This is a genomic window from Caulobacter sp. 05T431 (assembly GCF_056665975.1).
Genome location: NZ_JBFTKU010000011.1, coordinates 90,750 through 112,977, shown reverse-complemented (window position 1 = coordinate 112,977; position 22,228 = coordinate 90,750). Strand labels below are relative to the sequence as shown.

The following is a 22,228-nucleotide window of genomic DNA, read 5'->3' as shown; positions in this document are numbered from 1 at the left end:
GTCCTGGAAATCTATTTTCTGATCCGCTCATCCCGGCGTTCGCCGGGATGAGCGGATGTTTTGAAAGCTCATGATTTTAGCACCGGCGCCAGCCGCACGCTTGCCGATCCCGTCCCGAACACCGCCGCCACGGCGGCCGAATAGTCCTGCACCAGCCGGGGCGTGAAGCGGTCGTAGGCGTCCTGGAAGGCGCGGCCCAGGCCGTGCTCGCCGCTGAAGCTGGCGCCGAAGCCGTCGACCGCCAGGCCCAGCACCGCCTCGCGCAGGGCCGCGCGGCGCTCCGGATCGGTGGAGCCGACCAGGTTGAAGTGCACCCCGCCGTCGGCCACGTGGCCGAAATCGCACAGGGCGAAGTCGGGGAACTCGGCCTCCAGCATCAGCACCGCCTCGCGGCGGAAGCGGGCGAGATCCCGGCGGCGGAACGACAGGTCGAAGCCCACGACGGGCCCGCTGGCCCGCAAGCCCTCCGACAACCCGTGGCGCAGGGCCCACATCTTCTCGGCCGGGCCGAACAGGGCGTCGACGAGGGGGCCGTCGTCCTGTTCCAGCACTGCGCCGGCGATCTGCTGCAACACCTCGTCCAGGCCGACCTCGCCCTCGCGCGGAGCCCAGGTGCGGGTCAGCTCGACCAGCACGGCGTAGTCGGGGACCCCGCCGGCGAACGGATTGCTGAGCGACGGCACGTGGTCGATGGCCCGGGTCATGGCCGCCTTCGACATGCCCTCGAAGGCCGTCAGGGTTGATCCCGCCTCGGCCTCGAAGGCCAGCAGCAGCGGCAGGACGGCGTCGGCGTCGCGCGGGACCAGCAGGGCGGCGGCGCTCTGGCGCGGACGGTGGTGGACCTCGACGGTGACCTTGGTGATCACCCCGAACGCCCCGCACCCGCCGACGAACAGCTGGCGTAGGGCGACGGCGGCGTTGTCCTTGCGCAGGCCGTGCGACAGGGTCAGCACCGTGCCCGCGGCGTCGGCCAGCACGACTTCCAGGCCCAGCACGTGGCGGCGCATGTCGCCATAGCGCAGGAACCGCGCCCCGCCTGTGTTGGTGGCCGCCATGCCGCCCAGGGTCGGGTCGGCGCCCAGGTCGATGGGCAGGAACAGGCCCTGCGGCTCCAGCGCCGCGTTCAGGGCCGACAGGCGCACGCCCGCGCCGACGGTGGCCGTGCGGTCTTCGGCGTCGATCTCGAGCGGCCCGATCAGGCGGTCCAGCGACAGCACGACCTGGCCGCCGCCGGCGTCGGGCGTCGAGCCGCCGGCCAGGCCGGTATTGGCGCCCTGGGGCACGAAGGGGAGGCCGTGGCGCACGCAGTAGCCGACCACGGCCGAGACCTGGGCGGTGGTCGCCGGCCGCACCACGGCCGCCGCCGTCCCGCCGGCGTAGCGGGCCGGGGTCTCGTAGGCGGCGCGGTCGGGCGCGTCCACGATCAAGCCGTTGGGACCGACGATGGCGGCGAGGGCCTCTTGATGGGCTTTGTCCAGCACGGGTGGTGAACCTCCAGGGGCGGACATCATCCCCGCCGTTTCGTCGAATCCTAGTGGCGGTTTCGTCGGTTCGCCGTCTAAGTTTCGGCGATATGTAGGGAAACATCGACGAAATGCCTATCGACCCCATCGACCAGAAGCTGATCGCCGCGCTGAAGGACAACGGCCGGGCCTCGACCGCCGACCTGGCCCGGCGGGTGGGCCGCTCGCGCACCACGGTCCAGAGCCGGATCGAGCGGCTGGAGCGCGACGGGGTGATCCTGGGCGACGGCGCGCGCCTGGCGCCCGACCTCGAGCACGGCGCGGTGCGGGTGCACGTGATGATCAAGATCGGCCCCAAGGAGGCCCGCGCCGTCGAGGCCGCCCTGCGCGCGATCCCGCAGGTGCGGCTGCTGCATTCGGTCAGCGGCGACTACGACATGATCGCCTTCGCCGCCACGGCCACCGTCGCCGAGATGGACGCCGTGCTGGACCGGATCGGGCATGTGGCGGGCGTGGAGCGCACGACGTCGTCGATCATCCTGTCGACCAAGTTCGACCGCTGATCTTGCTTGCCTGACGCCCGGAGCGATGGAAGCATCGCCGCCCGTACCCTTGCGTGACTTCTCGCCTTCCTCGCCCAACCGAACGGAGACGACATGCCCAAGAAGTATACGGCCCAGTGCGCCTGCGGCGCCGTGAAGTTCCAGTTCGACACCGACCCCAGCTTCATCGCCAACTGCCATTGCAACGACTGCAAGCGGGCGTCGGGCGGCGAGATGGCGACCTTCTTCGGGGTGCCGGCCGACGATTTCGAGCTGCTGAGCGGCCAGCCCAAGGCGTTCCACTACATCGCCAATTCCGGCAAGGGCCTGGACCGCAACTTCTGCCCGGAGTGCGGCTCGCGGGTGTTCACCGACAATCTGGAGACCTTTCCGGGAACGGTCTTCGTCCAGCTGGGCAGCCTGGACCGGCCGGACCTGATCGCGCCGATGCTGGAGATGTTCGACATGCGCCGGCTGCACTGGGTCAAGCCCCTGGACCTGCCGCAGTACGACGCCATGCCGGATTGAGGGGCGCCGGGGCGCTCGTTATTCAACTCGTCATTTCAAGACCACCGTCATCCCGGACACAAGGCCCGGGATGACGGGTTAGGAAGATGGGGCCCACTCCCCCGCCAGCCGCGCCTTGATGTCCCCATAGGCCGCCGCGATCAGCGCCTCCAGCGCCGGCTCGTCGACCGGCTTGCCCCAGCGGATCTTCACGTGCCGCATGCGCTTGCCCGCGCCTTCCAGCAGGCCGGCCGGGTCGTCGAGCTCGGCGCCGTGGAAGAAGCCGAGGTTCACGTGGGCGCTGAAGGCGTCGACATAGGCGAAGGCCGCGCCGCCGACGCAGGCGGTGGGATGTCCGTCGTGCAGCAGCTCGCCCACGTCGGGCCCGGCCGCGCGCAGGCGCTCGAACCACGGCCGGGCCAGGCGGCGCAGGTCGTGGTCGGGCGCGGCGAACCAGGCCTCGACCTCGGGGTCGCTCCGCACGGCGCCGGAAAGGCGAAAGAGCTGGGTCATGCGGGCAGGGCGCCAGCCCGGCCGCGAAATGTCAAACCGCCGGCTCGGCGGCTCAGCGCGCCTTGCCCGCCGCCGCCGGCTTCGGCGGCCACAGGTCCTCGGGGCTGTAGGTGATCACGCGGCCGACCGCGTCGACGGCGGCGCGGACGTCGGGCCTGGCGCGGAGCTCGGCGCGGCGCTGGCGCAGCGTCACGTCCAGCGGAAGCGGCGAGGGGCGCAGCGGCGCGACCTGCAGGCCGGCCAGCGCCAGGTTGCGCTGGACGGGATTTTGCAGCCGCTCGATCAGCATGGCCGCCGCGCCGTCCAGGTCGCCCCGGCACAGCAGGGCGTCCTCCAGCTGCMGCTTGGCCTCCAGCTTCACGCCGCGTAATTGCCGCAGCGCCTCGTCGGCGGTCGCCAGGTCGCCGAGCAGGGTGGCCGAGCAGGTGGTGATCCGCAGGCCCACGGCCTTGCCGTAGGGGCTGAGGCGGTCGTCGCGCACCGAGGCCACCGTCGCCAGCGCGATCTTGTAGCGGCCCATGTCCATCTGCTGGGCGGCGAGATTGAGCGTCTGGTTGATGTTGGCCTTGCCCTTCTCGGGTATCCGGGCCGCGGTCTCCAGGGCCTCGAGCGCCTCGTCGTCCCGGCCCAGCACGCCGAGGGCGTGGTTCTTCAGGTTGATCGTCCAACCCAGCCGAGTGTCGATGTCCTTGAAGGCGCGGGGATCCTTCTGGGCGCGGACGATGGCTGCTTCGACGAAGGCCAGGGCCTCCTCGCCGCGATTCAGGTCCAGCAGGGCGCTGGTCCGCGCATCGACGCCGGACAGCAGGTCGGTGTGGGCGGGGTAGAGGGCGTCGATCCTGGCCAGTTGCCGCAGGGCGGCGGGCTTGGGGTCCAGCAGGGCGGGATCGGCCGCCGAAAGCGCGTCGAAACGCTTGTCGGCGCGCATCGCGATCAGGACGTCGGGGTTGTCGATCTTCCGCGTGGCCGCGATCGCCTCGGCCGTCCGGCCCTGGCGCAGCAGGCCCTCGACCTGGACCTGCCGCATGCCGTTCAGCTCGACGAAGGGATCGACGAACGGGTCGTTGGGCGTCCAGTGGGTCAGCAGGGCGTCGACGAAGTCGAAGGCCAGGTCCTGGTCGGTCTCGAGCTTGGCGCGATCGAACCAACGTCCGATGTCTTCGTCCGAAAAGACGGCCAGGCCGTCCGGGAAGCGCCGGGCGAGGATGGCGATGCTTCTGAGGCCGTCGGTCATGTCGCCGCTGGAGCGGGCGATGCGGACGCGGACCTGCCAGTCGTAGGCGTTCGCTTCCGGAAAGGCGGTGGCCTTCTCGATCGCCGCCCGCGACTTGGGCCAGTCGCGGGCCTCCCCGGCGGCGCCGGCCATCAGGAGCCAGGTCGCGTGGCGCAGCTCGCTCGTGGCGGACTGGAAGGCCGGCTTGGCGGTCAGGGCTTCCAGCGTCGCATAGGCCTGGGTGTATTCCCCGCGCTGGATGTGGTCGTTGGCGTCCTGGAAGGCCAGGATCAGCCCCTCGTCCACGGACGCCGCCGAGGCGGGCTGCCGGGGCTGGGTGTCACGGGCGAGGGCCGGACCGGCCAGCGCCAGGGTCGCGGCGATCGCCGCCGCTTGAAGAAGAGTCCGCATCGATCGCCCCCGGATACGCTACGCGACCGTTCTGCCCGGCGCGGCCTTGGCGGGCAAGGGCGGCGGGCCGCGACTGCGGGGTTTCGGCGGGGCTTATCAGGTCTGCGCTGGATGGCCTGGACGGTCCGCCCACGGTCAGACTCGCCGCGCTGCGCGAACTCCGTCGCGCGCGCCGACCCGCGGGAGAGCGCCATTCCGATCTTCGTCGAAGCCCTGGTCCTGACGATCGGCGCGCTGTTCCCGATCATGAACCCGTTCAGCACGGCGCCGCTCTATGTGTCGCTGACCGCGGGGTTCGATGCGAAGAAGCGCAAGCAGCAGGCCATCCGCGCCTGCATCTACGCCTTCGCCATCCTGGCGACCTTCCTGCTGCTGGGCTCGGCGATCGTCGAGTTCTTCGGCATCTCGATCCCGGGCATCCGCGCGGCCGGCGGGCTGATCATCCTCAGCGTCGGGTTCGGGATGCTGTTCCCCAAGCCGTCGACCGCCGAGGCCGTCGCCAGCGAGAGCCAGGCCCAGGAACTGGACGTGGCCTTCACGCCCCTGGCCATGCCCAGCCTGGCCGGTCCGGGCTCGATCTCGGTGGTGCTCAGCGCCGCGGCCGCGATCCGCAGCAACTATCCGGACCAGTGGGTGATCGTCTACGGCGGGGTGATCCTGGGCATGGCCGTGACCCTGGTCATCGCCTTCGTGATCCTGCGCGCCGCCGAGCTGATGGTCCGCTTCCTGGGCCAGGGCGGCATGGACGCCATGACCCGCATCTTTGGTTTCCTGCTGATCTGCATCGGCATGCAGTTCCTGCTGACCGGGGTGGGGGACTTCTTCGGCTGGATCCCGCCGAAGGGCTAGGGCGATCGACCTTATCCACACCCCTCTCAACCGTCATTCCCGCCACAAGGGCGGGAATGACGGTGCGGGGGAGGAAGGCGGCGACAGGCCGACCTTAGTGGTGATGGCCGCCGGCCCCCCCCCCTAGATCGCCGGGTCGAACGACCCCGCGTCCTCGGCCTTCTGCAGGGCCACGGCCTCGACGATGTGGGCGCGGTAGAGCACGCCCAGCAGGTCGGTCTGGGTGATGATGCCCAGAAGCACGCGGTGCTCGTCCACGACCATGGCCTCGTGCGCCACGCCGCTGGAGAGGATCGGCAGCAGGGCCTCGATGGCCGTGCCGGGGCGGACCTTGTGCACGAACGGGTCGACCACGGCCTCGACCGGGCCGTCGCGGCCGGTCTGCAGCTCGGCGCGGCGCACCATGCCCACCACCCTGCGCTCGCTGTCGACCACCGGGGCCGAGCGCAGGTCGTGGGCGCGCATGTAGGCCAGGGCGCTCTGGGCGCTCTGGTGCAGGTCCACGCTCAGCACGTCGCGGGACATGATGTCGCTGCACAGGATGTGGGCGTGGATGCGCCGGTGGGCCTGCAACTCGACCTCGCGGAACAGGGCGTCCAGGTCCTTGGCGTCGACGTCCAGCAGGTCGCCGTAGTGGGCCAGGGCGTTGTCGATGTCCTGTGGCGTGAAGCCGACGCGGCGCAGGGGCGGGGCGTCCTGGGTGGCGTGGACGCTCGACGGCGGCGGAGGCGCGCGGTGCGGGTACKAGCGTCCGACGGCCTTGGCGTAGGCCATGGCGCTCAGCACCAGCAGGGTCGAGCACAGGCCGACCGGCACGAAGACATAGCCGTAAGAGGCCGCGCCCACCGGACCGGCGGCCAGGGCCGCCCCCAGGGCCACGGCGCCGCCGGGCGGGTGCAGGCAGCCCAACAGGCCCATGGCGACGATCGCGCAGGCCACGGCCATGGCGGCCGCCAGGGCGGGGTGGGCGTGGAAGGCCAGGGCGCAGGTCACCCCGGCCAGGGCCGAGACCATGTTGCCGCCGATGATCGCCCGGGGCTGGGCCAGGGGGCTGGCCGGCACGGCGAAGGCCAGCACGGCCGAGGCGCCGATCGGCGGGACCAGCAGGGGCAGGGCCGAGGCCTTGCCGCTGGCGATCAGGTGGGCCAGCAGGCCGGTGACGGGGATGCCCAGCAGCGCGCCCAGGCCGGACCGCAGGATGTCCTGGGGGCGAAGGGGAGCGCGGCCGCGCAGGGCCTGGACGAGGGTCTGTCGCATGGGCTTTTCGACGGTCAGGCGCGGTCGCGCGTCAGGCGGGAGAGCGCGGCGTTCAGGGCGGGCTCCAGGGACTTCAGCTCCCGCAGGTGGGCGGCGCTCAGCTCGGCCAGCATGGCCTCGGCCTTGGGCGTCAGGGCCAGCCGGACCTTGCGGCGGTCCTCGGCCGAGGGGATCTTGCTGATCAGGTCGGCCTCGACCATCCGCGAGGTCAGTTCGGTGGCCGTGTGCGGCGCGATCATCAGCCGTTCCGACAGGGTCCCCACGGTGGGGGCGCCCTCGCCGTCGAAGCCGGCGATCGCCAGCAGGGCCTGGTGCTGCTGGGCCGGCAGGCCCGCCCCGTGGGCCGCGTTCTCGCTGAACGCCATGAAGCGCCGCAGTTCGTAACGGAAGGTCGCCAGCGCCACGTACTGGGCCCGCGTCAGGCTGGCCCCGTCGCCGCCTTTCTCGCCGATCTTCTCGCCCAACCGGTCGTTCCTCTCTTGGAAAATGTCGTAATACGACATACTGGCCCTTCTACACGAGGCCGACCTAGAGGAAAGCATGAAAGCCGCCAACGCCAAATCCGACGCCGCTTCCGGCGCGGCCGCCGCGCCGCGCCGGGCGCTGGGCGATTTCACCGCCGATCGCCGCCTGCTGATGCTGGCCGCCATGGCCCTCGTGGTTGGCAGCGGCGGGGCGAGCGCGGCCTGGGTGCTGATCCGCCTGATCACCCTGACCACCAACCTGGTCTGGTTTGGACGGCTGGACGTCGTCTCCCGCTCGCTGGACGCCCTGACGCCCTCGCCCTGGATGGTGGCCGCGCCGGTGCTGGGCGGGCTGGTCATCGGGCTGATGGCGCGGTTCGGCTCGGAGAAGATCCGCGGCCACGGCATCCCCGAGGCCATCGAGGCGATCCTGATCGGCGGCAGCCGGATGTCGCCCAAGGTGGCGGTGCTCAAGCCGATCTCGTCGGCGATCTCGATCGGCACGGGCGGGCCGTTCGGGGCCGAGGGGCCGATCATCATGACCGGCGGGGCGATCGGCTCGCTGTTCGCCCAGTTCTTCCACCTCAGCGCGGCCGAGCGGAAGACGCTGCTGGTGGCCGGGGCGGCGGCGGGCATGACGGCCATCTTCGGCACGCCGGTGGCCGCGGTGCTGCTGGCCGTCGAGCTGCTGCTGTTCGAATGGCGGCCGCGCAGCTTCATCCCCGTCGCCGTCGCGGCCGTGGCCGCCACGGCCTGGCGGCCGCTGCTGTTCGGGACCGGCCCGTTGTTCCCATTCGCCGCCGACCCGGTCCTGCCTTGGTGGGGTCTCGGCCTCTGCGCCGGCCTGGGCGTGCTGGCCGGCCTGCAGTCGGGCCTGCTGACCAAGCTGCTCTACGGCCTGGAGGACGCCTTCGAGCGCCTGCCGATCCACTGGATGTGGTGGCCGGCCCTGGGCGGGCTGGGCGTGGGCCTGGGCGGGCTGATCGAGCCCCGGGCCCTGGGCGTGGGCTACGACGTCATCCGCGACCTGCTGACCGGACACCTGGTGGTCCAGGCGGTGCTGGTGCTGCTGGCGGTCAAGGCGACGATCTGGCTGGTGGCCCTGTCGTCGGGGACCTCGGGCGGGGTGCTGGCGCCGCTGCTGATCCTGGGCGGGGCGATGGGCTGGCTGGTCGGCCAGGTCCTGCCGGGCGATCCCGGCTTCTGGGCCCTGCTGGGCATGGCGGCCATGCTGGGCGGGACCATGCGCTCGCCCCTGACGGCGGTGATCTTCGCGGTCGAGCTGACCGGCGACTGGCGGATGCTGGCCCCGCTGCTGGCGGCCTCGGCGGCGGCCTACGCCACGACGGTGCTACTGCTCAAGCGCTCGATCCTGACCGAGAAGATCGCCCGCCGCGGCCGTCACATCACCCGCGAATACGGCGTCGACCCTTACGAACTGGTCCGGGTGGCCGACGTGATGGTCCGGGCGGTCGACACGCTGCCCGCCGACCTGCCGATCCCGGCCGCCGTCGAGGTGCTGCAGGCCGGCCGCCACCAGGTCTATCCGGTGGTGGACGCTTCGGGCCGGCTGGTGGGCCTGGCCTCGCGGGCCGACGCCCTGGCCTGGCGGGTGGAGGGCGGTCTCGACGCCCAGACGCTCGAAAGCCAGACCCTTGCGGAGCGGATCTCGGACGCGGCCCTGCCCGTCGCCCATCCCGACGACGTGGTCGCCCGGGCCGTGGACGTGATGCTGGCCACCGGCCAGGGCCGCATCCCCGTCACCGACCCGGCCACAGGCCGGCTGGTGGGGCTGCTGGCCCGCAAGGACCTGCTCCAGATCCACGCCTCGACCTCCCAGGCCGAGGGCGAGCGGAAGGCCTATTTCGCGCCCCTGCGGAAGACCTAGAGGCGACGCCAAAACGTCGCACGCGTCCGGCCGATAAACCTTGGGGAAACTTTGCTGGGATTAATCCTACGGTGGAGTTTGAGGGCGTCCCGGTCCGGTTGGGAGGTCCCGGGGGAGCGTCGTGCAGGAACCAACGGATCTCGCGCCGGTCGCGGCGGCGGGCGGACAGGCCCGCAAGCCGTGGCTGGGTTACGCCAATCTGCGGCTGGAGGCGGCGGTCTTCCTGCTGGTGGCCGTGTCGTTCGCCGCGGTGCTGGGCAAGAGCGCCATCACCGACCAGACCCTGGTCCTGTCGCCGCAATCGGGCCGGTTCATCGGCTACGGCTATTCCGACGCCGAGAACGGCGGCGGGTCGACCGTCTCGGTCGATCCGGCCCGGCCCCTGTCGTGGTCGTGCGAGATCCGCCAGGGGACGACCTATCCCTATTGCGGCTATGGCCTGGACCTGGCGCGCGTGGGCGGCGGGCTCGACTTCTCGCACCTGCAGACGGCCACCCTGCGCTTTTCGTACCGGGGTTCCGCCGATCGCCTGAGGCTGATCGTCAAGCCCGAGCCGGGCCGCGCCGTGCGCGACAAGCTCAAGGGCGAGCCGATGCACCTGGCGACCGACATCCCGGTGGTCCAGGGCCATAACGTGGTCCGCGTGCCGCTCAGCCAGCTGGCGGCCGAGGACTGGTGGCTGGCCAGCCACGGCCTGACCGCGGCCCAGGCCGCGCCGGACTTCAAGCAGGTCCAGTCCGTGGCCATCGCCACCAGCGGCGCCAAGGCGGGCGACACGCTGGCGGTGACGGTCGAGGACATCACCTTCCAGGGCGCCTACCTGTCGACCGAGCAGTTCTACCTGATCATCCTGGGCGTCTGGCTGGTGGGCTCGGCCGGGTTCCTGGTCTACCGCTTCCTGCACGTGCGCCACGACTACGAGGCGCGGCAGCAGGGCCATCTGCGGCGGGCCCAGCTGCTGGCCGACGCCCACGCCGAGGCCGAGGCGGCCAGCAACGCCAAGTCGCGCTTCCTGGGCAATATGAGCCACGAGCTGCGCACGCCGCTGAACGCCATCATCGGCTACACCTACTGGCTGGGCCGCACCGAGCTGAACGCCAAGCAGCGCGCGGCGGTCAAGACCGTCCAGGCCAGCGGCGAGCACCTGCTGGCGGTGATCAGCGACATCCTGGACGTGGCCAAGATCGAGGCCGGGACCTTCGACCTGCTGGCCGCGCCCTTCGACCTCCACGCGTGCGTCGAGGGGGTGGGCGAGATGTTCCGCCTGCCGGCCGAGGAGAAGGGCCTGGACTTCGCCGTCGAGATCGCGCCCGGCGTCCCGCGCCTGGTCGAGGCCGACGAGAAGCGGGTGCGCCAGGTGCTGATCAACTTGGTCGGCAACGCGGTCAAGTTCACGACCGACGGTCGGATCGACCTGCGGGTCGTCGTCCTGGACGCCGCCGGCGAAACGGCGCGCCTGGCTTTCGTCGTCGAAGACACCGGTGTCGGCATTCCGGCCGACCAGCTGGAGAGCGTCTTCCGTCCGTTCGAGCAGGCGGGCGAGGCGGTCGACCGTAACCACGGCACGGGCCTGGGCCTCAGCATCAGCCGGCAGATCGTGGCCCTGATGCAGGGCGAGATCGGGGTGGAGAGCGTCCTGGGCCAGGGCAGCCGCTTCACCGTCCAGATCACGGTCCCTGTCTCGAAGGACGATCCGGACACGCTGATGGTCCCGCGGCTGAAGCGGCTGACGGCGTCGACCTAGGCGCCGGGCCGCGGCTCGTTTTGGGTAGCCTGTTCCCTGGTCTTCCGCGGAATACGGTCTAGCTTGGCTCCGCCTTTGGGGAGCTCGTCATGATCCGGTCTGTCGTCCTCGCGGTCGCGCTGTTGTTCGCGGCGCCCGCCACGGTCCTGGCCGCCGAGCCTCGGGTCGCCGTCACGCCGGTGGAGCGGTGCACGGCCGAGGGGCGCGGCGACACGGGCCAGGTCGCCGCCTGCATCCGGGGCCTGGCGACCCAGGAGGAAGCGCGTCTCGACAGGGCGTACGACGCGGCCATGACCCGCCTGAACGAGATGCAGCGCCTGGACCTGGAGGAGATGCAGACGGCCTGGGTCGCCTTCCGCGACGCCGACTGCGCCTCGTATATCGGCCAGACCGGCATGGAGACGCGAGGGCCGGAGCGGGCGGCGGCCTGCGCCTACGACCGCGCGCGGCGCCGGRCCGACGAGCTGGACCACGATCGCCGTCCCCGCACCGACGTCTTCAGGGCCGTCGGCGCGGAGGGCGACGGCGAGGTCCGGGCGCGCCGGGCGGCCGCGTGCGTCCAGCGGATCGACGGCGACTATGTCGACGGGGCGCGGGTTTGCCTCGTCAAGCTGGCGGACAAGGAAGACGACCGTCTGAACCGAGCCTACGCCGCCGCCCTCGGCCGGCTGGACACGCCGGCCCGGAAGGAGGCCCTGCGCAAGGCCCAGCGCGCTTGGATCACCTGGCGGGACCTCAACTGCACCGACTACCTCTCGCCATCCGACCCGGACAACCACGACAACCGGCTCCGGATCCTGATGAACGCCTGCTACTACCACCGCGCCGGTGAACGGGCGGACGAGCTGGACCGCTACCCGGCGCACAAACCCGCGCCGGTCTCGGCCGTCCAGGAGGCCGCCCGCTGCGACGGCGACACCTCCGAGGTCCTGGAGTGCATCAGCGAGCTGCTGGACGCGCAGGACGCCCGCCTCAACCGGGCCTACCAGGCCGCCCTGGCCCAGCCGGAGCCCGGACGGACGGCCCTGCGCAACGCCCAGCGGTCATGGATCAAGACGCGCGACGCTGAGTGCAACGCCATCATCGACGTCGGTCCCGACGTCCGCGTGGGACTGGAGGGCAATCTCGAGGTGACCCGGTGCCTGCTGAAGCGGACCGAGGCGCGCGCCGCCGTGCTGGAGCGGCAGGTGAAACCCTAGGTCCGCGCTTCGGCGTCGAGCGAACATCGTTTCGCCGACTTGACTCGCCACTTACCTGTGTGTCACACAGTGTACGTCACACACCAAGTGACGCACACCATGTGACGTACACCATGCCGCAAGACGCCGACATCTTCGAAACCCTGCGCCAGGAGTTGCGGCGCGGGACGCTGATCCTGGCCGTGCTGGCCCAGCTGAAGGTCGAACGCTACGGCTACAGCCTGCGTCAGGCCCTGGCCGAGGTGGGGCTGGAGATCGACGAAGGCGCCCTCTATCCGATGCTGCGCCGGCTCGAGAGCCAGGGCCTGCTGACCAGCGAGTGGCGCGAGGAAGACAAGCGCAAGAAGCGCTTTTACCGCCTGTCGTCCGAGGGCGAGGCCGTGCTGGCCCGCCTGTCCGCCGAGTGGCGGGCGATGAACGACACCCTGCAAAACCTGATCTGACGAAGGAGGCCAGGACATGGACCTGCTCGATCGCTATCTGGCCGCCGTCGCGGCCCTGCTGCCCAAGGACCAGCGCGAGGACATCGTCGCCGAGCTGCGCGACACCCTGCTCAACCAGATGGAGGAGAAGGAGGTCGAGCTGGGGCGTCCCCTGAACGCCCGGGAGTGCGAGGCCGTGCTCAAGGCGTTCGGCCATCCGATCGCCGTGGCGGGCCGGTTCGGGACCACCCGCGCCCTGATCGGGCCCGAGCTCTATCCGTTCTACATGTTCGGGGTGAAGGCGCTGCTGGTGGTGGCGGCGGTGGTCTCGGCGATCCCGGCGGTGATCACGGTGATCACGGCGCCGGGCCAGGCGCCCCATGTCTTCTCCGACTTCCTCTCCAGCTTCATCTCGGCCGCCTTCACGATGATCGGCGTCGCCACGGTGCTGGGCTTCGCGATCGAGCGCGGCTGGATCCCCCTGGACGGCCTGACGAACTGGAAGGTCGCCGACCTGCCGCGCCTGGACGCCCTGGGGGCGACCGGGAAGGGCTTCGGGCGCAAGGGGCCGAACCGCCGACGCTTCGAGGCCCTGCTGGAGGTGATCCTCACCACGCTGTTCGTGCTGTGGTGGACGGGCGTCGTCCCCGCGCCGTGGTCCAACCGCGTGACGGACAGCGACATGGTCCTGCGGCCGGCCTCGATCTGGGCGACGCTGTACTGGCCGCTGCTGGCCTGGGCGGGCGTGCAGCTGGTCTCCAGCCTGATCGGCCTGCTGCGTCCCGCCTGGGTGCGGGTCCGGGCGGCGCTGGAGGTCGTGTGCGGCCTGGCCGGCCTGGCGTTGGCTGTGGTGCTTTGGCGGGTGGGACGCATCGTCGTGGTCGCCCCCCTGGACGGCGTCGAGCCGCGCACCGACGCGATCGCGGGCCTGCAAACCGCGCTGGACCTCAGCCTGCACCTCACCGCCACGGTGATGATGGTGGTGCTTACGGTTAAGATCGCCGTCGAGCTTTGGCGTCTGTTCAGGGGCGATCGGGCCCCCGTCTCGGCCGTCGCCTAGGTGGTCGTCTAGGGGATTTCCCTACTTCGAGACCTTGTCGACCACGGCCCCGGCGCCGGCCCCCACGGCCGCGCCCACGGGGCCGGCGACGACCGCCCCGGCGATCGCCCCGGTGGCCGCCCTCTGCTCCATGTTGTGGCCGCAGGCCGACAGGGTTAACCCCGCCGCAACCCATAGCGGGACCCAGCGTAGAGCAGACATTATGTCCTCCGAGACAATTACAGCTTCCCGCTAGAGTAACGGCGTCGCGCGACTGGGGTTCCTTTGAGAGCGAGGGGGCGGAAGTCTGTCGCGACAGGCGAATATTCGCCTCCGCGCCGATTCTCGGGACTGTCGCGTTTTTTCCTTGTAATCAAAGCATTAACCATTGGGTCTGACGCGCGGTCGCCCAAAATTCAAGCCGTGGCGCCGCGTGCGCTTGCGAGTCGGTCACGGATGCGTCATAAGGCGGTCCATAAGTAGGACTTCGGCCACCATCGTGAACCGGCCGAGCCTCCGCTTTCAGGACTGCCCGACAGTATTTTTCCGGGTTTTCCGAGGGCGTTTTTGTCGGGGGGCGGACCGCCCTCGCCGCGCAGGACACGAGTTTTGTTTATCAAGTCGCAGACGTGCGCAGACGCGCGCGCGCTGATCGGCGCCGTATTGGTTGGAGCCGCCACGGGCGTGGCGCTCGGCGGCGTTTACCTTGCGGGGGGCATGGCCCAGACCGCCAGTCAGCACGCTCGCGTATCTCGCCTGGCCGACGGCGCCGAGGGGAACTTCTCCGACGCGGCGCTGTATCAGGCCGCGTCTCGCATGGACGCCGGCGCTCTAGCGATCGCCCGCCGCCATGATCCCTACACCGTCGCCGGCGGCGCCCAGCGCGACCGACAATCGGCCCTGCTGGTCGAACGCCTCGAGCAGCGCCAGCAATCGGACGATGATCGCCAGCCTCTCCTGCTGCGCGCCAGCTTCGGCGGCCCGTTCAATCCGGCCGTGGCCCCGTTCCGCCTGACCAACGCCCTGGAAAGCTCGCGTGAACTCGAGTGCCTTTCCGAGGCGGTCTATTACGAGGCCCGCGGCGAGACCCCGAACGGCCAGGCGGCCGTGGCTCAAGTCGTACTAAACCGCGTACGCCACCCTTCGTTCCCGAAATCGATCTGCGGCGTGGTGTTCCAGGGCGCCTACACCCACACCGGCTGCCAGTTCAGCTTCGCCTGCGACGGCTCGATGCGCGCGCCGCGCGATCGGGGCGCCTGGGCCCGCGCCCAGAAGGTCGCCACCCGCGCGCTGTCGGGCGCGGTGATGACCGAGGTCGGCGCCGCCACCCACTTCCACACCACCGGCGTCGCGCCGGGCTGGGGTCCGCGCCTGCTGCGCGTCGCCCAGGTGGGCATGCACGTGTTCTACCGCTTCGGCGGCCGCTCGGGCGCGCCGGACGCCTTCAGCCGCACGCCGCGGCCGTCGACGGCCGACGACCTGCCCAACGTGACCCTGGCCAGCCTGCCCACGACCAGCGTCGCCGACGGCAAGGCCGCGCCGATCCAGCTGGCCAGCGCCGTGGTGATCTCGTCGCCCGACAAGCCGGCCACGGTCGCGGGCGGCATGGGCGGCCCGCTGGGCCCGGTCCCCGAGCCCGCCTCGGCCCCGGCCATGCACCCGACCAAGACCTCCGGCGAGACGATCAAGTCTGCTGGAGGATCGGCCGGGACCGGAGCTGCTTCCTAAGCGCTCCGGGCATGTGGCTGCTGGCGAAGCGCATCTGTTTGGCCCGCTTGCCCACGAAGTAATGCAGCTCCTTCCCGTGGACGGCCCGCCAGATCACCTCGGCGGCGTCCTCCACGGGATAGACCGGCAGGCCGCCGCTCTTGAGCACGTCCGACATGTTGGCGTTGCTGCCCGGCGCGCCGGCGTTGAGGATCGGGGTGTCGACGAACCACGGCATCACGCAGGCCACGCCGACGCCGTAGGGTTTCCACTCCACGTCCAGGGCTTCCGACAGGCCCCGCACCGCGAACTTGGTGGCCGAATAGACCGCCAGTCCCGGCGAGCCGTACAGGCCCGCGCAGGACGAGATGTTGATCAGGCGCGAGCCCGGCGTGGCCTTCAGCCAGGGCAGGGCCGACCGGGCGCCGGTGATCACCCCCTTGATGTTGATGTCCAGCTGCAGGTCGATGTCGGCGTCCGGATGGCTGTCGAACGGCCCGAACTTGGCCACCCCGGCGTTGTTGAGCAGCACGTCCAGGCGGCCGTCGGTCAGCTTGGCGAAGTCAGCCAGCACCGAGTTCCAGGCCGAGCGGTCGCGCACGTCCAGCCGGAAGGTCGCGCCGTTCTCGGGCCCGATGGCGACCAGGGCGGCCTTCAGGCCGGTCACGTCGATGTCCGAAAGGCCCACGAACCAGCCCTCGGCGGCGAAGCGCTTGGCGCTGGCCAGGCCGATGCCGCTGGCGGCGCCCGTGATGAAGACGGCCTTGCGGCCTTTCGCTGTCGCGCTCATGCGTCCCTCCCGTTTTGGTTTGTTATCGCTGATCAGACGCCCGGGAGGGCAGGCCGGTCAAGGGTTCGAGTGGGGACACGCGCCGGCGCGTGTCCCCGTCGTCGATATCAGTCCGTCTGGTCGTCCACCTCGGCGCCGGGGCCGTTCTTCTTGATCGACTCGATGGCGTTCTTGGCCGCGGCTTTCGAGCTGTAGCCTTCGGTCCAGAAGAGGGTCTCGCTGTTGTAGACGAAGTAGGCGACGAACTCGCCCGCCTTGTTCTTCTTGATCTGGAACGTATGGGCCATGGGGATTTCTCCTTGTGCTCTGAACTGTGTCGTCACGCCGACCCGGGCACCCTCGCGCCCGGCGGACACCGCCGTCAATCGCGGGAGCTTGCGCAGGACCATTCAAGACGCATCTTCTAGGAACCTTCACATCAGGGACGCCCATGACCCCCGATCAACGCCTCGACCAGTTGTCCCGCGAGCTGCTGGGCGTCCCGTACGCCGAACTGACGGAGGTCAAGCGCAGCGTCATCGACCTGATCGCCGCCGAGGCCCCCACGGGGCTGAACAAGGCGCTGGTGGTCGACGACCGCGGCTACTGGGACCGCCTGGCCGACACGGTGGCGGCGATCGGCGGCTCGTGGGCGTTCATCGGCGGCTTTTCGTTGTGCCTGGCGCTGTGGATCGGCCTGAACCTGGGCCTTAGGCCCCTGCACCTGGCGTTCGACCCCTATCCGTTCATCTTCCTCAACCTGATCCTGTCGACCCTGGCGGCGATCCAGGCGCCGGTGATCATGATGAGCCAGAACCGCCAGGCCACGAAGGACCGGCTGAACGCCGAGCACGACTATGTCGTCAACCTGCGGGCCGAGCTGGAGATCATGCGGCTGCACGACAAGCTGGACGACCTGCGCCAGCAGGAGATGGTCGAGATCCTGCGCTGCAACACCGAGACGCTCGAGATCCTGAAGGCCGAGGTGGCCAGGATGGCGGAAGAGCGGGGATGAGCGCGAGGTTGGGGACAGGCGCGGGCGCCTGTCCCCGTCGTCGTCCGAACCGGTCCTAGAACGCGAAGCGCGCGCCGACCAGGGCGGCCGGGCCGGTCATGTTCAGGTGCGAGTTCTGCTCGCCCGACGGGCTGGTGGTCTTGATCTTGATCGAGCCGGTGTACTGGTAGCGGCCCTCGGCGAACAGCGAGACCGTCGGCGTGACGGCGAAGCTGACGCCGGCGATGCCCTGCAGGGTCAGGGCGTCGCCCTTGTCGTCGATCAGGTCGTCGCTGAACTTGACCTGCGCCACGCCGATGCCCGCGCCCAGATAGGGCTTGGCCGGACCCGAGACCGGGAAGTCGTAGTAGCCGTTGATATCGATGCTCAGGGCCTGGACCTTGCCGTCGGTGGAGCCGATCGACGAGCCGTTCCAGGTGACGATGGTCTTGCTGTCCTGGCTGCGGTAGCCCAGGGCGATCTCGGCGCGCCAGCCGTTGCCGATCGTCGAGCCCCAGGCCACGGCGCCTTGGGCGCCGGCGTCGACGTCGGCCTTGGCCTTGTAGCCGCCGGCGAAGCCGAAGTCGTAGTCGGTCTTGGCGACCAGGCCGCCCGAGACCGAGATGTACTGGCCGGCGGCGGGCGCGGCGGCCTTCGGCGCGGGCGCCGGGCCGGCGGTCTGGGCCGAGGCGACGCCGGCCATGGCCAGGGCGGCCACGGCGGTGGTGATGAACAGACGCATAGATATTCCCCCCAAAAGGTACTGGTCCTTGATCGGACCAAGCCCCGGTAGAGAGGTTCACCGGTGTCGTAAATCTCAGGTTGCTTAAGCTTGACCGTATTATTGCGAGCTATGGCGCCGTTGCAACATTCGGTTGCGAGGCGCGGGCGGCGCGGCGCAGGGCCTGGGGTGGTTGGCCGAACGCCCGCAGKAAGGCGCGGCGCATGCGTTCCTGGTCGCCGAAGCCGGTCTCCAGGGCCACGTCCTCGACCTGCAGGGGCTGGTTGTCGAGCAGGGCGCGGGCGGCCTCGACCCGCAGGCGCTCGACCGCCTTGGCCGGGGTGCTGCCCGTCTCGACGGCGAACTGGCGGGCGAAGTTGCGCGGGCTCATCGCCGCCCGTTCGGCCAACTGCTCGACGGTCAGGGGCAGGGCCAGGTTCTCGCGCGCCCAGGCCAGCAGGCCGTCGAAGCGGCCGCCGCGCATTTCCAGCAGGGCCGAGAACTGCGACTGGCCGCCGGGGCGGCGGTGATAGACCACCAGCTGCTGGGCGGTGCGGCGGGCGACCTCCTCGCCCAGGTCGGCCCCGATCATCGCCAGGGCCATGTCGATGCCGGCGGTGATGCCGGCCGAGCTCCACAGCGCCCCGTCCTGGACGAAGATCTTGTCGGGCTCCAGCCGCACGGTGGGGAAGCGGCGCTGGAAGTCGCGCGAGCGCTGCCAGTGGGTGGTGGCCCGCCGACCGTCCAGCAGGCCCGCGGCGGCCAGGACATAGGTCCCCGAGCAGACGCTGGCGGTGCGCCGGGCCGAGCGGAAGGTGGCGCGGGCGAAGGCCAGGGTCGCCTCGCAGATGGCCGGGCTGCGCGTGCCCTCGCCGCCCGAGACGATCAGGGTGTCCAGCGGCGGCGCCTCGGCGAAGGCCTTGGCGGTCATGGCCACGCCGGACGAGCTGGGAACGGCCCCTGGGTCGCGGGCCAGCAGGTGCAGGCGGTAGGCGCCGGGGACCAGCCGCCCGGCGATCTCGAACGCCGCGATCGGCCCCGCCGCGTCCAGCAGCTGGAAGTCGGGGAAGATCAGGAAGCCGATGTCGCGGGTCATGAACGCCTCCGAGGCCGACCTGGCGGATTTCGAGGGAACTATGTCATTCCGGTCAGACGCTAGGCGGGCGATGCTGCGGCGTCAACAGGAGGGCCTCCCATGCCGAAACCCGCGCCGTTCCACATCGTGTTCGCCCTGTTCCCCGGTGTCACCCACCTCGACTTCACCGGCCCGCATCAGATCCTCGCCCGCCTGCCCGGCGCCCAGGTGACGGTCGCCAGCGAGGCGGGCGGCGAGATCGAGGCCGACGGCCTGGTGTTCGCCCGCCTGCCACGCCTGGCCGACATCGAGCGGTGCGACCTGCTGTGCGTGCCCGGCGGCTTCGGCACGACGGAGGCCATGGCCGACCAGGCCTTCCTGGACCAGGTTCGCCGACTGGCGGCCGGGGCGCGCTACGTGACCTCGGTCTGCACCGGCTCGCTGGTGCTGGGCGCGGCCGGGCTGCTGCAGGGCAGGCGGGCGGCCTGCCACTGGGCCTGGCGCGACCAGCTGGCCCTGTTCGGCGCCACGCCCGACCCGGCCCGGGTGGTCCGCGACGGCAACGTCTTCACCGGCGGCGGGGTGACGGCCGGCATCGACTTCGCCCTGACCGTGGTGGCCGAGGTGGCGGGCGACGAGATGGCCCAGGCCATCCAGCTGGCCGTGGAATACGCTCCCGACCCGCCCTTCCACGCCGGCCGCCCGGAGACCGCGCCGTCCGCCGTGCTGGAACGGATCACCGCGATCTACGGCCGCGGCATGGACGAGCGCTGGGCCGCGGCCCGCAAGGCGGGCGAGGCGTTGAAGGTGGGCGCGTGAGGCTTCTCAATATCCGCTCATCCCGGCGAATGCCGGGACCCAGATCCCAGGGCGGCGTGGATGATTGGAGGGGCTCGGAGCCCTTGGCGTCAGCCTTGAAGCCATTCCATCTGGGTCCCGGCATTCGCCGGGATGAGCGGAATTGGAGAAGTGGCCCGACTTGATCCGAACGCGAACCTGCATCACAACGATCTCAGGTGGAGACCTCGTGCATGCGTCGGATCAAGTCGTTCCTCGTCGGGCTGACCACGGCCGCCGGCCTGATGGCCGCCCTGACCTCGCCCGCCCTGGCCGGGGATTCGTTCAACTACGGCGTCTGGCGCAATCCCAAGAACAGCGTCCATGTCGAGATCAAGCCGTGCGGCGGCGGTCGCGCTTGCGGCGTGGTGGTCTGGGCCAATGACGAGGCCAAGGCCGACGCCAAGAAGGGCGGCACGCCCGAGCTGGTCGGCCTGCAGCTGCTGCGTGATTTCCAGCTGCAGAAGAACGGCAGCTGGAAGGGCAAGGTGTTCGTCCCCGACCTGAACATGAACTTCAACGGCACCGCCGACTTCCCCGACGCCACCACGATGAAGGCCAAGGGCTGCCTGATCGGCGGCTTCCTGTGCAAGTCGCAGACCTGGCGCCGCGTGGACGTGGTGGCGGGCGGAAGCCCGTCGAGCTAGGCGGGCGCTCCCGAGTCCGGCCAAGCTGGGGTGTTTTCAGCCAGGCCGCCAACCCAGCAGCTCAACCTGCGCGAACATGTCGATCTCTTTCGCTTGCGGACGCTCGGGCGGACGGTAAGCTTGACCGTAATCGAGCGGGATCCGACATGGCATTTCCAAACCCAGAGCGCGCCGACGCGAGGCGCAACGTCGCGAGTCGGCTCCTATGCCTGACGGTATTGACCGCGACGGCGACGCCGCTGGCGGCCGCGGGGCAAACCGTGTCCTCCGCGACGCTCGTTTCCGACTTTCGGACGATGTGCATGGCCACCAACGCCAGCCGGGAGGGGGCGCTCGCCGAGGCGGAGAAGCGCCATTGGGTCCAATCCTCCACGAAGGGCCTGGCCCAAGGCAATGAAACCTTCATCGAGGCCAGACGGTCAGGCGACAGGGTTCTGTTGGTGAGCGAAAACCCCGGCGACCTGTTGGGAGCCGACGGCAAGCAAAGGATCCGGGTCCGGTACAAGGTGTGCCGAGTCTTCGCGAGGGTCGATGACCCCAAGGCCGTGATCACTTTCGCGGAGGGTGTCGTCGGGCCGATAAAGCCCTACAGCGCCGACAACTTCGCACGGGAGTGGTTCTATTCCCGTACGGGCGCGGGTCCCAGGCCGCTGATCACCAACGGCGACGCCGTCGAAGCCGCGAGCGCCGGCCGTTTCCGTCAACTGATGGTCAGCGACGAACAGACGCCGGCCAGGGCGAAAAACACGGCATTGAGCTATACGGTGGTGGTCACGCCCTAGGCTGGATCCAGCTCCGGGTAAGCTCGGAAGATGCCCTCCGTGCTGAACGGGATCCGCCGCTCCGACGCCAGATAGGCCGCGATGTTCGGCCGCTCGGCCACGGCGTCGCGCACGGCGATCACCCGCTTCAGTCTCGGCTCCAGCCGCTTCATCGCGTGCGGGAAGGCGTAGCGCAGGCCTTCCACCACCTGCAACAGCGACAGGTCGGCATAGGTCAGGTCCGCGCCCGTCAGCCACCCGCCTTTCGGGGCCTTCTCCAGCACCGTCTCGTACCAACCAAGGTGCTTCTTCATCCGCTGGGTGCGGAACTCCTCCGCCCGCCGCGCGGCCTCGGCCTTCTGGTCTTCGTAATAGAGGCCCATGCCGACCGGATGGTGGACGTCGTGGGCCTCGGCGACCAGGTCGGTGATGGTCAGCTGCAGCTGGTTGACCCACAGCCGGCCCGCCTCGGCCTTCGGCGCCAGGTCGTGGCGGGCGCCCAGGTGCAGCAGGATGTTGGCCGTCTGGCCGATCACCAGCTTGCCGTCGACCAGATAGGGCGGGGCGAAGGACGGATGGTCGTGGTCGCCGATGTCGGCCATCAGGGCCCGCTCGCCGCCGCCTTCATCCTTGCCGCCGCGCGCCACGTCGACATAGGCCGCCCCGGCCTCCTCCAGCGCCAGCCGCACGAACTCGCCGCGCCCCTGGATCGTGGGCCAGTAATGCAGGTGGTAGGTCATGCGGGCGGTCCCCTAGCGATGTTCCGCGCCCAGCTGCCGCAGGAAGCCGCGGTAGTCCGTGCGCACGAACTCCTCGACCAGGCGCCCCTCGTCGTCGAACCGGAAGATGTTGATCAGGTCCCAGGTGACCCGCGCGCCGTTGGGCGGCAGCGGACCGGCGGGCGACATCGTGAATTCGTTGACGAACGTGCCCTCGATCCAGGTCTGGCAGGCGGCGGTGTCGCCCTCGACCACGATGATCCCGCGCCGGATCGTCCGGTCGGCGAACGCGGCGCGGATCGAGGCGAAATAGGCGCTGAGGCCCGCGTAGTCGGACTCGAAGCCGTCGGGGCCGTGGAAGCGGAAGGCCTCGGTGTCGAAATAGCTTGCGATCTCCTCGGGCGGCGCGCCGGCGACCTCGGCCTCGCCCGCCTTCACCAGGCGCTCGACCAGCGCCTCGCGTGAGAGTCCTGTCATCGCGCCTGCT

The 22,228-nt window shown here is 70.3% G+C and carries 25 protein-coding genes; 13 read left to right on the top strand and 12 right to left on the bottom strand.

Translation table 11 applies throughout. The features are described 5' to 3' along the window. Positions 1-68 precede the first annotated feature (68 nt). Entirely contained in the window at positions 69-1,481 is a 1,413-nt protein-coding gene (locus tag AC1U89_RS12200) for an FAD-binding oxidoreductase (RefSeq protein WP_479899961.1), read from the bottom strand. A 113-nt stretch (positions 1,482-1,594) separates the two neighbouring features. On the opposite strand from AC1U89_RS12200, the gene AC1U89_RS12195 reads away from it, so the two are divergent. Together AC1U89_RS12195 and AC1U89_RS12190 are read left to right on the top strand one after the other, a co-directional pair. Further along, on the top strand, positions 1,595-2,026 hold the full coding sequence (locus AC1U89_RS12195) for an Lrp/AsnC family transcriptional regulator (protein ID WP_479899960.1): 432 nt from the start codon (positions 1,595-1,597) through the stop codon (positions 2,024-2,026). A gap of 93 nt (positions 2,027-2,119) precedes the next feature. Further along, a complete protein-coding gene (locus AC1U89_RS12190; protein ID WP_479899959.1) occupies positions 2,120-2,533 on the top strand; it encodes a GFA family protein in 414 nt (137 codons plus the stop codon). Between the two features lie 78 nt (positions 2,534-2,611). Here the strand turns inward: AC1U89_RS12190 and AC1U89_RS12185 are convergent, their stop codons facing one another. Together AC1U89_RS12185 and AC1U89_RS12180 are read right to left on the bottom strand one after the other, a co-directional pair. After that, positions 2,612-3,025, bottom strand: a complete 414-nt coding sequence (locus AC1U89_RS12185; protein WP_479899958.1) for a DUF1801 domain-containing protein — start codon at positions 3,023-3,025, stop codon at positions 2,612-2,614. 52 nt (positions 3,026-3,077) lie between these two features. Further along, complete coding sequence (locus tag AC1U89_RS12180) at positions 3,078-4,649, bottom strand: hypothetical protein (protein ID WP_479899957.1); 1,572 nt, start codon at positions 4,647-4,649, stop codon at positions 3,078-3,080. A 111-nt stretch (positions 4,650-4,760) separates the two neighbouring features. Between AC1U89_RS12180 and AC1U89_RS12175 the strand changes: the two genes are divergently transcribed. After that, positions 4,761-5,498: a MarC family NAAT transporter gene (locus AC1U89_RS12175; protein ID WP_479899956.1), complete on the top strand. Its 738-nt coding sequence runs from the start codon at positions 4,761-4,763 to the stop codon at positions 5,496-5,498. Between the two features lie 123 nt (positions 5,499-5,621). Here AC1U89_RS12175 and AC1U89_RS12170 read toward each other — a convergent pair whose 3' ends face one another. Both AC1U89_RS12170 and AC1U89_RS12165 read right to left on the bottom strand, forming a co-directional pair. Beyond that, positions 5,622-6,755 carry an HPP family protein gene (locus AC1U89_RS12170; protein ID WP_479899955.1) on the bottom strand — a complete coding sequence of 378 codons (1,134 nt, stop codon included), beginning with the start codon at positions 6,753-6,755 and terminating at the stop codon, positions 5,622-5,624. Between the two features lie 14 nt (positions 6,756-6,769). After that, positions 6,770-7,219, bottom strand: coding sequence for a MarR family winged helix-turn-helix transcriptional regulator (locus AC1U89_RS12165; RefSeq protein ID WP_479899954.1), 450 nt, complete (start codon positions 7,217-7,219; stop codon positions 6,770-6,772). A gap of 76 nt (positions 7,220-7,295) precedes the next feature. Between AC1U89_RS12165 and AC1U89_RS12160 the strand changes: the two genes are divergently transcribed. The 5 genes from AC1U89_RS12160 (at position 7,296) to AC1U89_RS12140 (ending at position 13,532) form a co-directional block, all read left to right on the top strand. Continuing rightward, a complete protein-coding gene (locus tag AC1U89_RS12160; RefSeq protein ID WP_479899953.1) occupies positions 7,296-9,107 on the top strand; it encodes a chloride channel protein in 1,812 nt (603 codons plus the stop codon). A 121-nt stretch (positions 9,108-9,228) separates the two neighbouring features. Next, the gene (locus AC1U89_RS12155; protein ID WP_479899952.1) at positions 9,229-10,851 is read left to right on the top strand and encodes a sensor histidine kinase; all 1,623 of its coding nucleotides are present in this window, start codon (positions 9,229-9,231) and stop codon (positions 10,849-10,851) included. A gap of 89 nt (positions 10,852-10,940) precedes the next feature. Continuing rightward, positions 10,941-12,050, top strand: coding sequence for a lysozyme inhibitor LprI family protein (locus AC1U89_RS12150; protein WP_479899951.1), 1,110 nt, complete (start codon positions 10,941-10,943; stop codon positions 12,048-12,050). 113 nt (positions 12,051-12,163) lie between these two features. Beyond that, complete coding sequence (locus tag AC1U89_RS12145; protein WP_029908469.1) at positions 12,164-12,493, top strand: PadR family transcriptional regulator; 330 nt, start codon at positions 12,164-12,166, stop codon at positions 12,491-12,493. Positions 12,494-12,509: 16 nt separating this feature from the next. Beyond that, positions 12,510-13,532 carry an HAAS signaling domain-containing protein gene (locus AC1U89_RS12140; RefSeq protein WP_479899950.1) on the top strand — a complete coding sequence of 341 codons (1,023 nt, stop codon included), beginning with the start codon at positions 12,510-12,512 and terminating at the stop codon, positions 13,530-13,532. 21 nt (positions 13,533-13,553) lie between these two features. Here AC1U89_RS12140 and AC1U89_RS12135 read toward each other — a convergent pair whose 3' ends face one another. Continuing rightward, complete coding sequence (locus AC1U89_RS12135) at positions 13,554-13,733, bottom strand: hypothetical protein (RefSeq protein ID WP_479899949.1); 180 nt, start codon at positions 13,731-13,733, stop codon at positions 13,554-13,556. A gap of 387 nt (positions 13,734-14,120) precedes the next feature. Between AC1U89_RS12135 and AC1U89_RS12130 the strand changes: the two genes are divergently transcribed. Beyond that, the gene (locus AC1U89_RS12130; RefSeq protein WP_479899948.1) at positions 14,121-15,239 is read left to right on the top strand and encodes a cell wall hydrolase; all 1,119 of its coding nucleotides are present in this window, start codon (positions 14,121-14,123) and stop codon (positions 15,237-15,239) included. Here AC1U89_RS12130 and AC1U89_RS12125 read toward each other — a convergent pair. Both AC1U89_RS12125 and AC1U89_RS12120 read right to left on the bottom strand, forming a co-directional pair. Beyond that, positions 15,196-16,008, bottom strand: coding sequence for an SDR family oxidoreductase (locus AC1U89_RS12125; RefSeq protein WP_479899947.1), 813 nt, complete (start codon positions 16,006-16,008; stop codon positions 15,196-15,198). The two genes, AC1U89_RS12130 and AC1U89_RS12125, sit on opposite strands and share 44 nt — an antisense overlap. A 107-nt stretch (positions 16,009-16,115) precedes the next feature. Then, entirely contained in the window at positions 16,116-16,295 is a 180-nt protein-coding gene (locus tag AC1U89_RS12120) for a YegP family protein (protein WP_479899946.1), read from the bottom strand. Positions 16,296-16,438: 143 nt separating this feature from the next. Between AC1U89_RS12120 and AC1U89_RS12115 the strand changes: the two genes are divergently transcribed. Continuing rightward, positions 16,439-17,002 carry a DUF1003 domain-containing protein gene (locus AC1U89_RS12115; RefSeq protein ID WP_479899945.1) on the top strand — a complete coding sequence of 188 codons (564 nt, stop codon included), beginning with the start codon at positions 16,439-16,441 and terminating at the stop codon, positions 17,000-17,002. 55 nt (positions 17,003-17,057) lie between these two features. On the opposite strand, the gene AC1U89_RS12110 is transcribed toward AC1U89_RS12115, so the two are convergent. Both AC1U89_RS12110 and AC1U89_RS12105 read right to left on the bottom strand, forming a co-directional pair. Next, on the bottom strand, positions 17,058-17,723 hold the full coding sequence (locus AC1U89_RS12110) for an outer membrane protein (RefSeq protein WP_479899944.1): 666 nt from the start codon (positions 17,721-17,723) through the stop codon (positions 17,058-17,060). Between the two features lie 109 nt (positions 17,724-17,832). Beyond that, complete coding sequence (locus AC1U89_RS12105) at positions 17,833-18,798, bottom strand: GlxA family transcriptional regulator (protein ID WP_479899943.1); 966 nt, start codon at positions 18,796-18,798, stop codon at positions 17,833-17,835. 99 nt (positions 18,799-18,897) lie between these two features. Between AC1U89_RS12105 and AC1U89_RS12100 the strand changes: the two genes are divergently transcribed. The 3 genes from AC1U89_RS12100 to AC1U89_RS12090 all read left to right on the top strand — a co-directional run bounded on the left by AC1U89_RS12100 (position 18,898) and on the right by AC1U89_RS12090 (position 21,043). Beyond that, complete coding sequence (locus tag AC1U89_RS12100; RefSeq protein WP_479899942.1) at positions 18,898-19,596, top strand: DJ-1/PfpI family protein; 699 nt, start codon at positions 18,898-18,900, stop codon at positions 19,594-19,596. A gap of 212 nt (positions 19,597-19,808) precedes the next feature. Further along, on the top strand, positions 19,809-20,261 hold the full coding sequence (locus AC1U89_RS12095; RefSeq protein WP_479899941.1) for a DUF2147 domain-containing protein: 453 nt from the start codon (positions 19,809-19,811) through the stop codon (positions 20,259-20,261). Positions 20,262-20,563: 302 nt separating this feature from the next. Continuing rightward, entirely contained in the window at positions 20,564-21,043 is a 480-nt protein-coding gene (locus tag AC1U89_RS12090; RefSeq protein ID WP_479899940.1) for a hypothetical protein, read from the top strand. On the opposite strand, the gene AC1U89_RS12085 is transcribed toward AC1U89_RS12090, so the two are convergent. Together AC1U89_RS12085 and AC1U89_RS12080 are read right to left on the bottom strand one after the other, a co-directional pair. Then, entirely contained in the window at positions 21,040-21,762 is a 723-nt protein-coding gene (locus tag AC1U89_RS12085; protein WP_479899939.1) for a glutathione S-transferase, read from the bottom strand. The genes AC1U89_RS12090 and AC1U89_RS12085 overlap by 4 nt on opposite strands. A 12-nt stretch (positions 21,763-21,774) precedes the next feature. Beyond that, a complete protein-coding gene (locus AC1U89_RS12080; protein WP_479899938.1) occupies positions 21,775-22,218 on the bottom strand; it encodes an ester cyclase in 444 nt (147 codons plus the stop codon). Positions 22,219-22,228 lie beyond the last annotated feature (10 nt).

Coding starts and splice junctions, on each gene's coding strand:
- AC1U89_RS12195 (WP_479899960.1), top strand. CDS start 1,595: ATGCCTATCGACCCCATCGACCAGAAGCTGATCGCCGCGCTGAAGGAC.
- AC1U89_RS12190 (WP_479899959.1), top strand. CDS start 2,120: ATGCCCAAGAAGTATACGGCCCAGTGCGCCTGCGGCGCCGTGAAGTTC.
- AC1U89_RS12185 (WP_479899958.1), bottom strand. CDS start 3,025: ATGACCCAGCTCTTTCGCCTTTCCGGCGCCGTGCGGAGCGACCCCGAG.
- AC1U89_RS12175 (WP_479899956.1), top strand. CDS start 4,761: ATGGCCTGGACGGTCCGCCCACGGTCAGACTCGCCGCGCTGCGCGAAC.
- AC1U89_RS12160 (WP_479899953.1), top strand. CDS start 7,296: ATGAAAGCCGCCAACGCCAAATCCGACGCCGCTTCCGGCGCGGCCGCC.
- AC1U89_RS12145 (WP_029908469.1), top strand. CDS start 12,164: ATGCCGCAAGACGCCGACATCTTCGAAACCCTGCGCCAGGAGTTGCGG.
- AC1U89_RS12140 (WP_479899950.1), top strand. CDS start 12,510: ATGGACCTGCTCGATCGCTATCTGGCCGCCGTCGCGGCCCTGCTGCCC.
- AC1U89_RS12135 (WP_479899949.1), bottom strand. CDS start 13,733: ATGTCTGCTCTACGCTGGGTCCCGCTATGGGTTGCGGCGGGGTTAACC.
- AC1U89_RS12125 (WP_479899947.1), bottom strand. CDS start 16,008: ATGAGCGCGACAGCGAAAGGCCGCAAGGCCGTCTTCATCACGGGCGCC.
- AC1U89_RS12120 (WP_479899946.1), bottom strand. CDS start 16,295: ATGGCCCATACGTTCCAGATCAAGAAGAACAAGGCGGGCGAGTTCGTC.
- AC1U89_RS12115 (WP_479899945.1), top strand. CDS start 16,439: ATGACCCCCGATCAACGCCTCGACCAGTTGTCCCGCGAGCTGCTGGGC.
- AC1U89_RS12110 (WP_479899944.1), bottom strand. CDS start 17,723: ATGCGTCTGTTCATCACCACCGCCGTGGCCGCCCTGGCCATGGCCGGC.
- AC1U89_RS12100 (WP_479899942.1), top strand. CDS start 18,898: ATGCCGAAACCCGCGCCGTTCCACATCGTGTTCGCCCTGTTCCCCGGT.
- AC1U89_RS12095 (WP_479899941.1), top strand. CDS start 19,809: ATGCGTCGGATCAAGTCGTTCCTCGTCGGGCTGACCACGGCCGCCGGC.
- AC1U89_RS12090 (WP_479899940.1), top strand. CDS start 20,564: ATGGCCACCAACGCCAGCCGGGAGGGGGCGCTCGCCGAGGCGGAGAAG.
- AC1U89_RS12085 (WP_479899939.1), bottom strand. CDS start 21,762: ATGACCTACCACCTGCATTACTGGCCCACGATCCAGGGGCGCGGCGAG.
- AC1U89_RS12080 (WP_479899938.1), bottom strand. CDS start 22,218: ATGACAGGACTCTCACGCGAGGCGCTGGTCGAGCGCCTGGTGAAGGCG.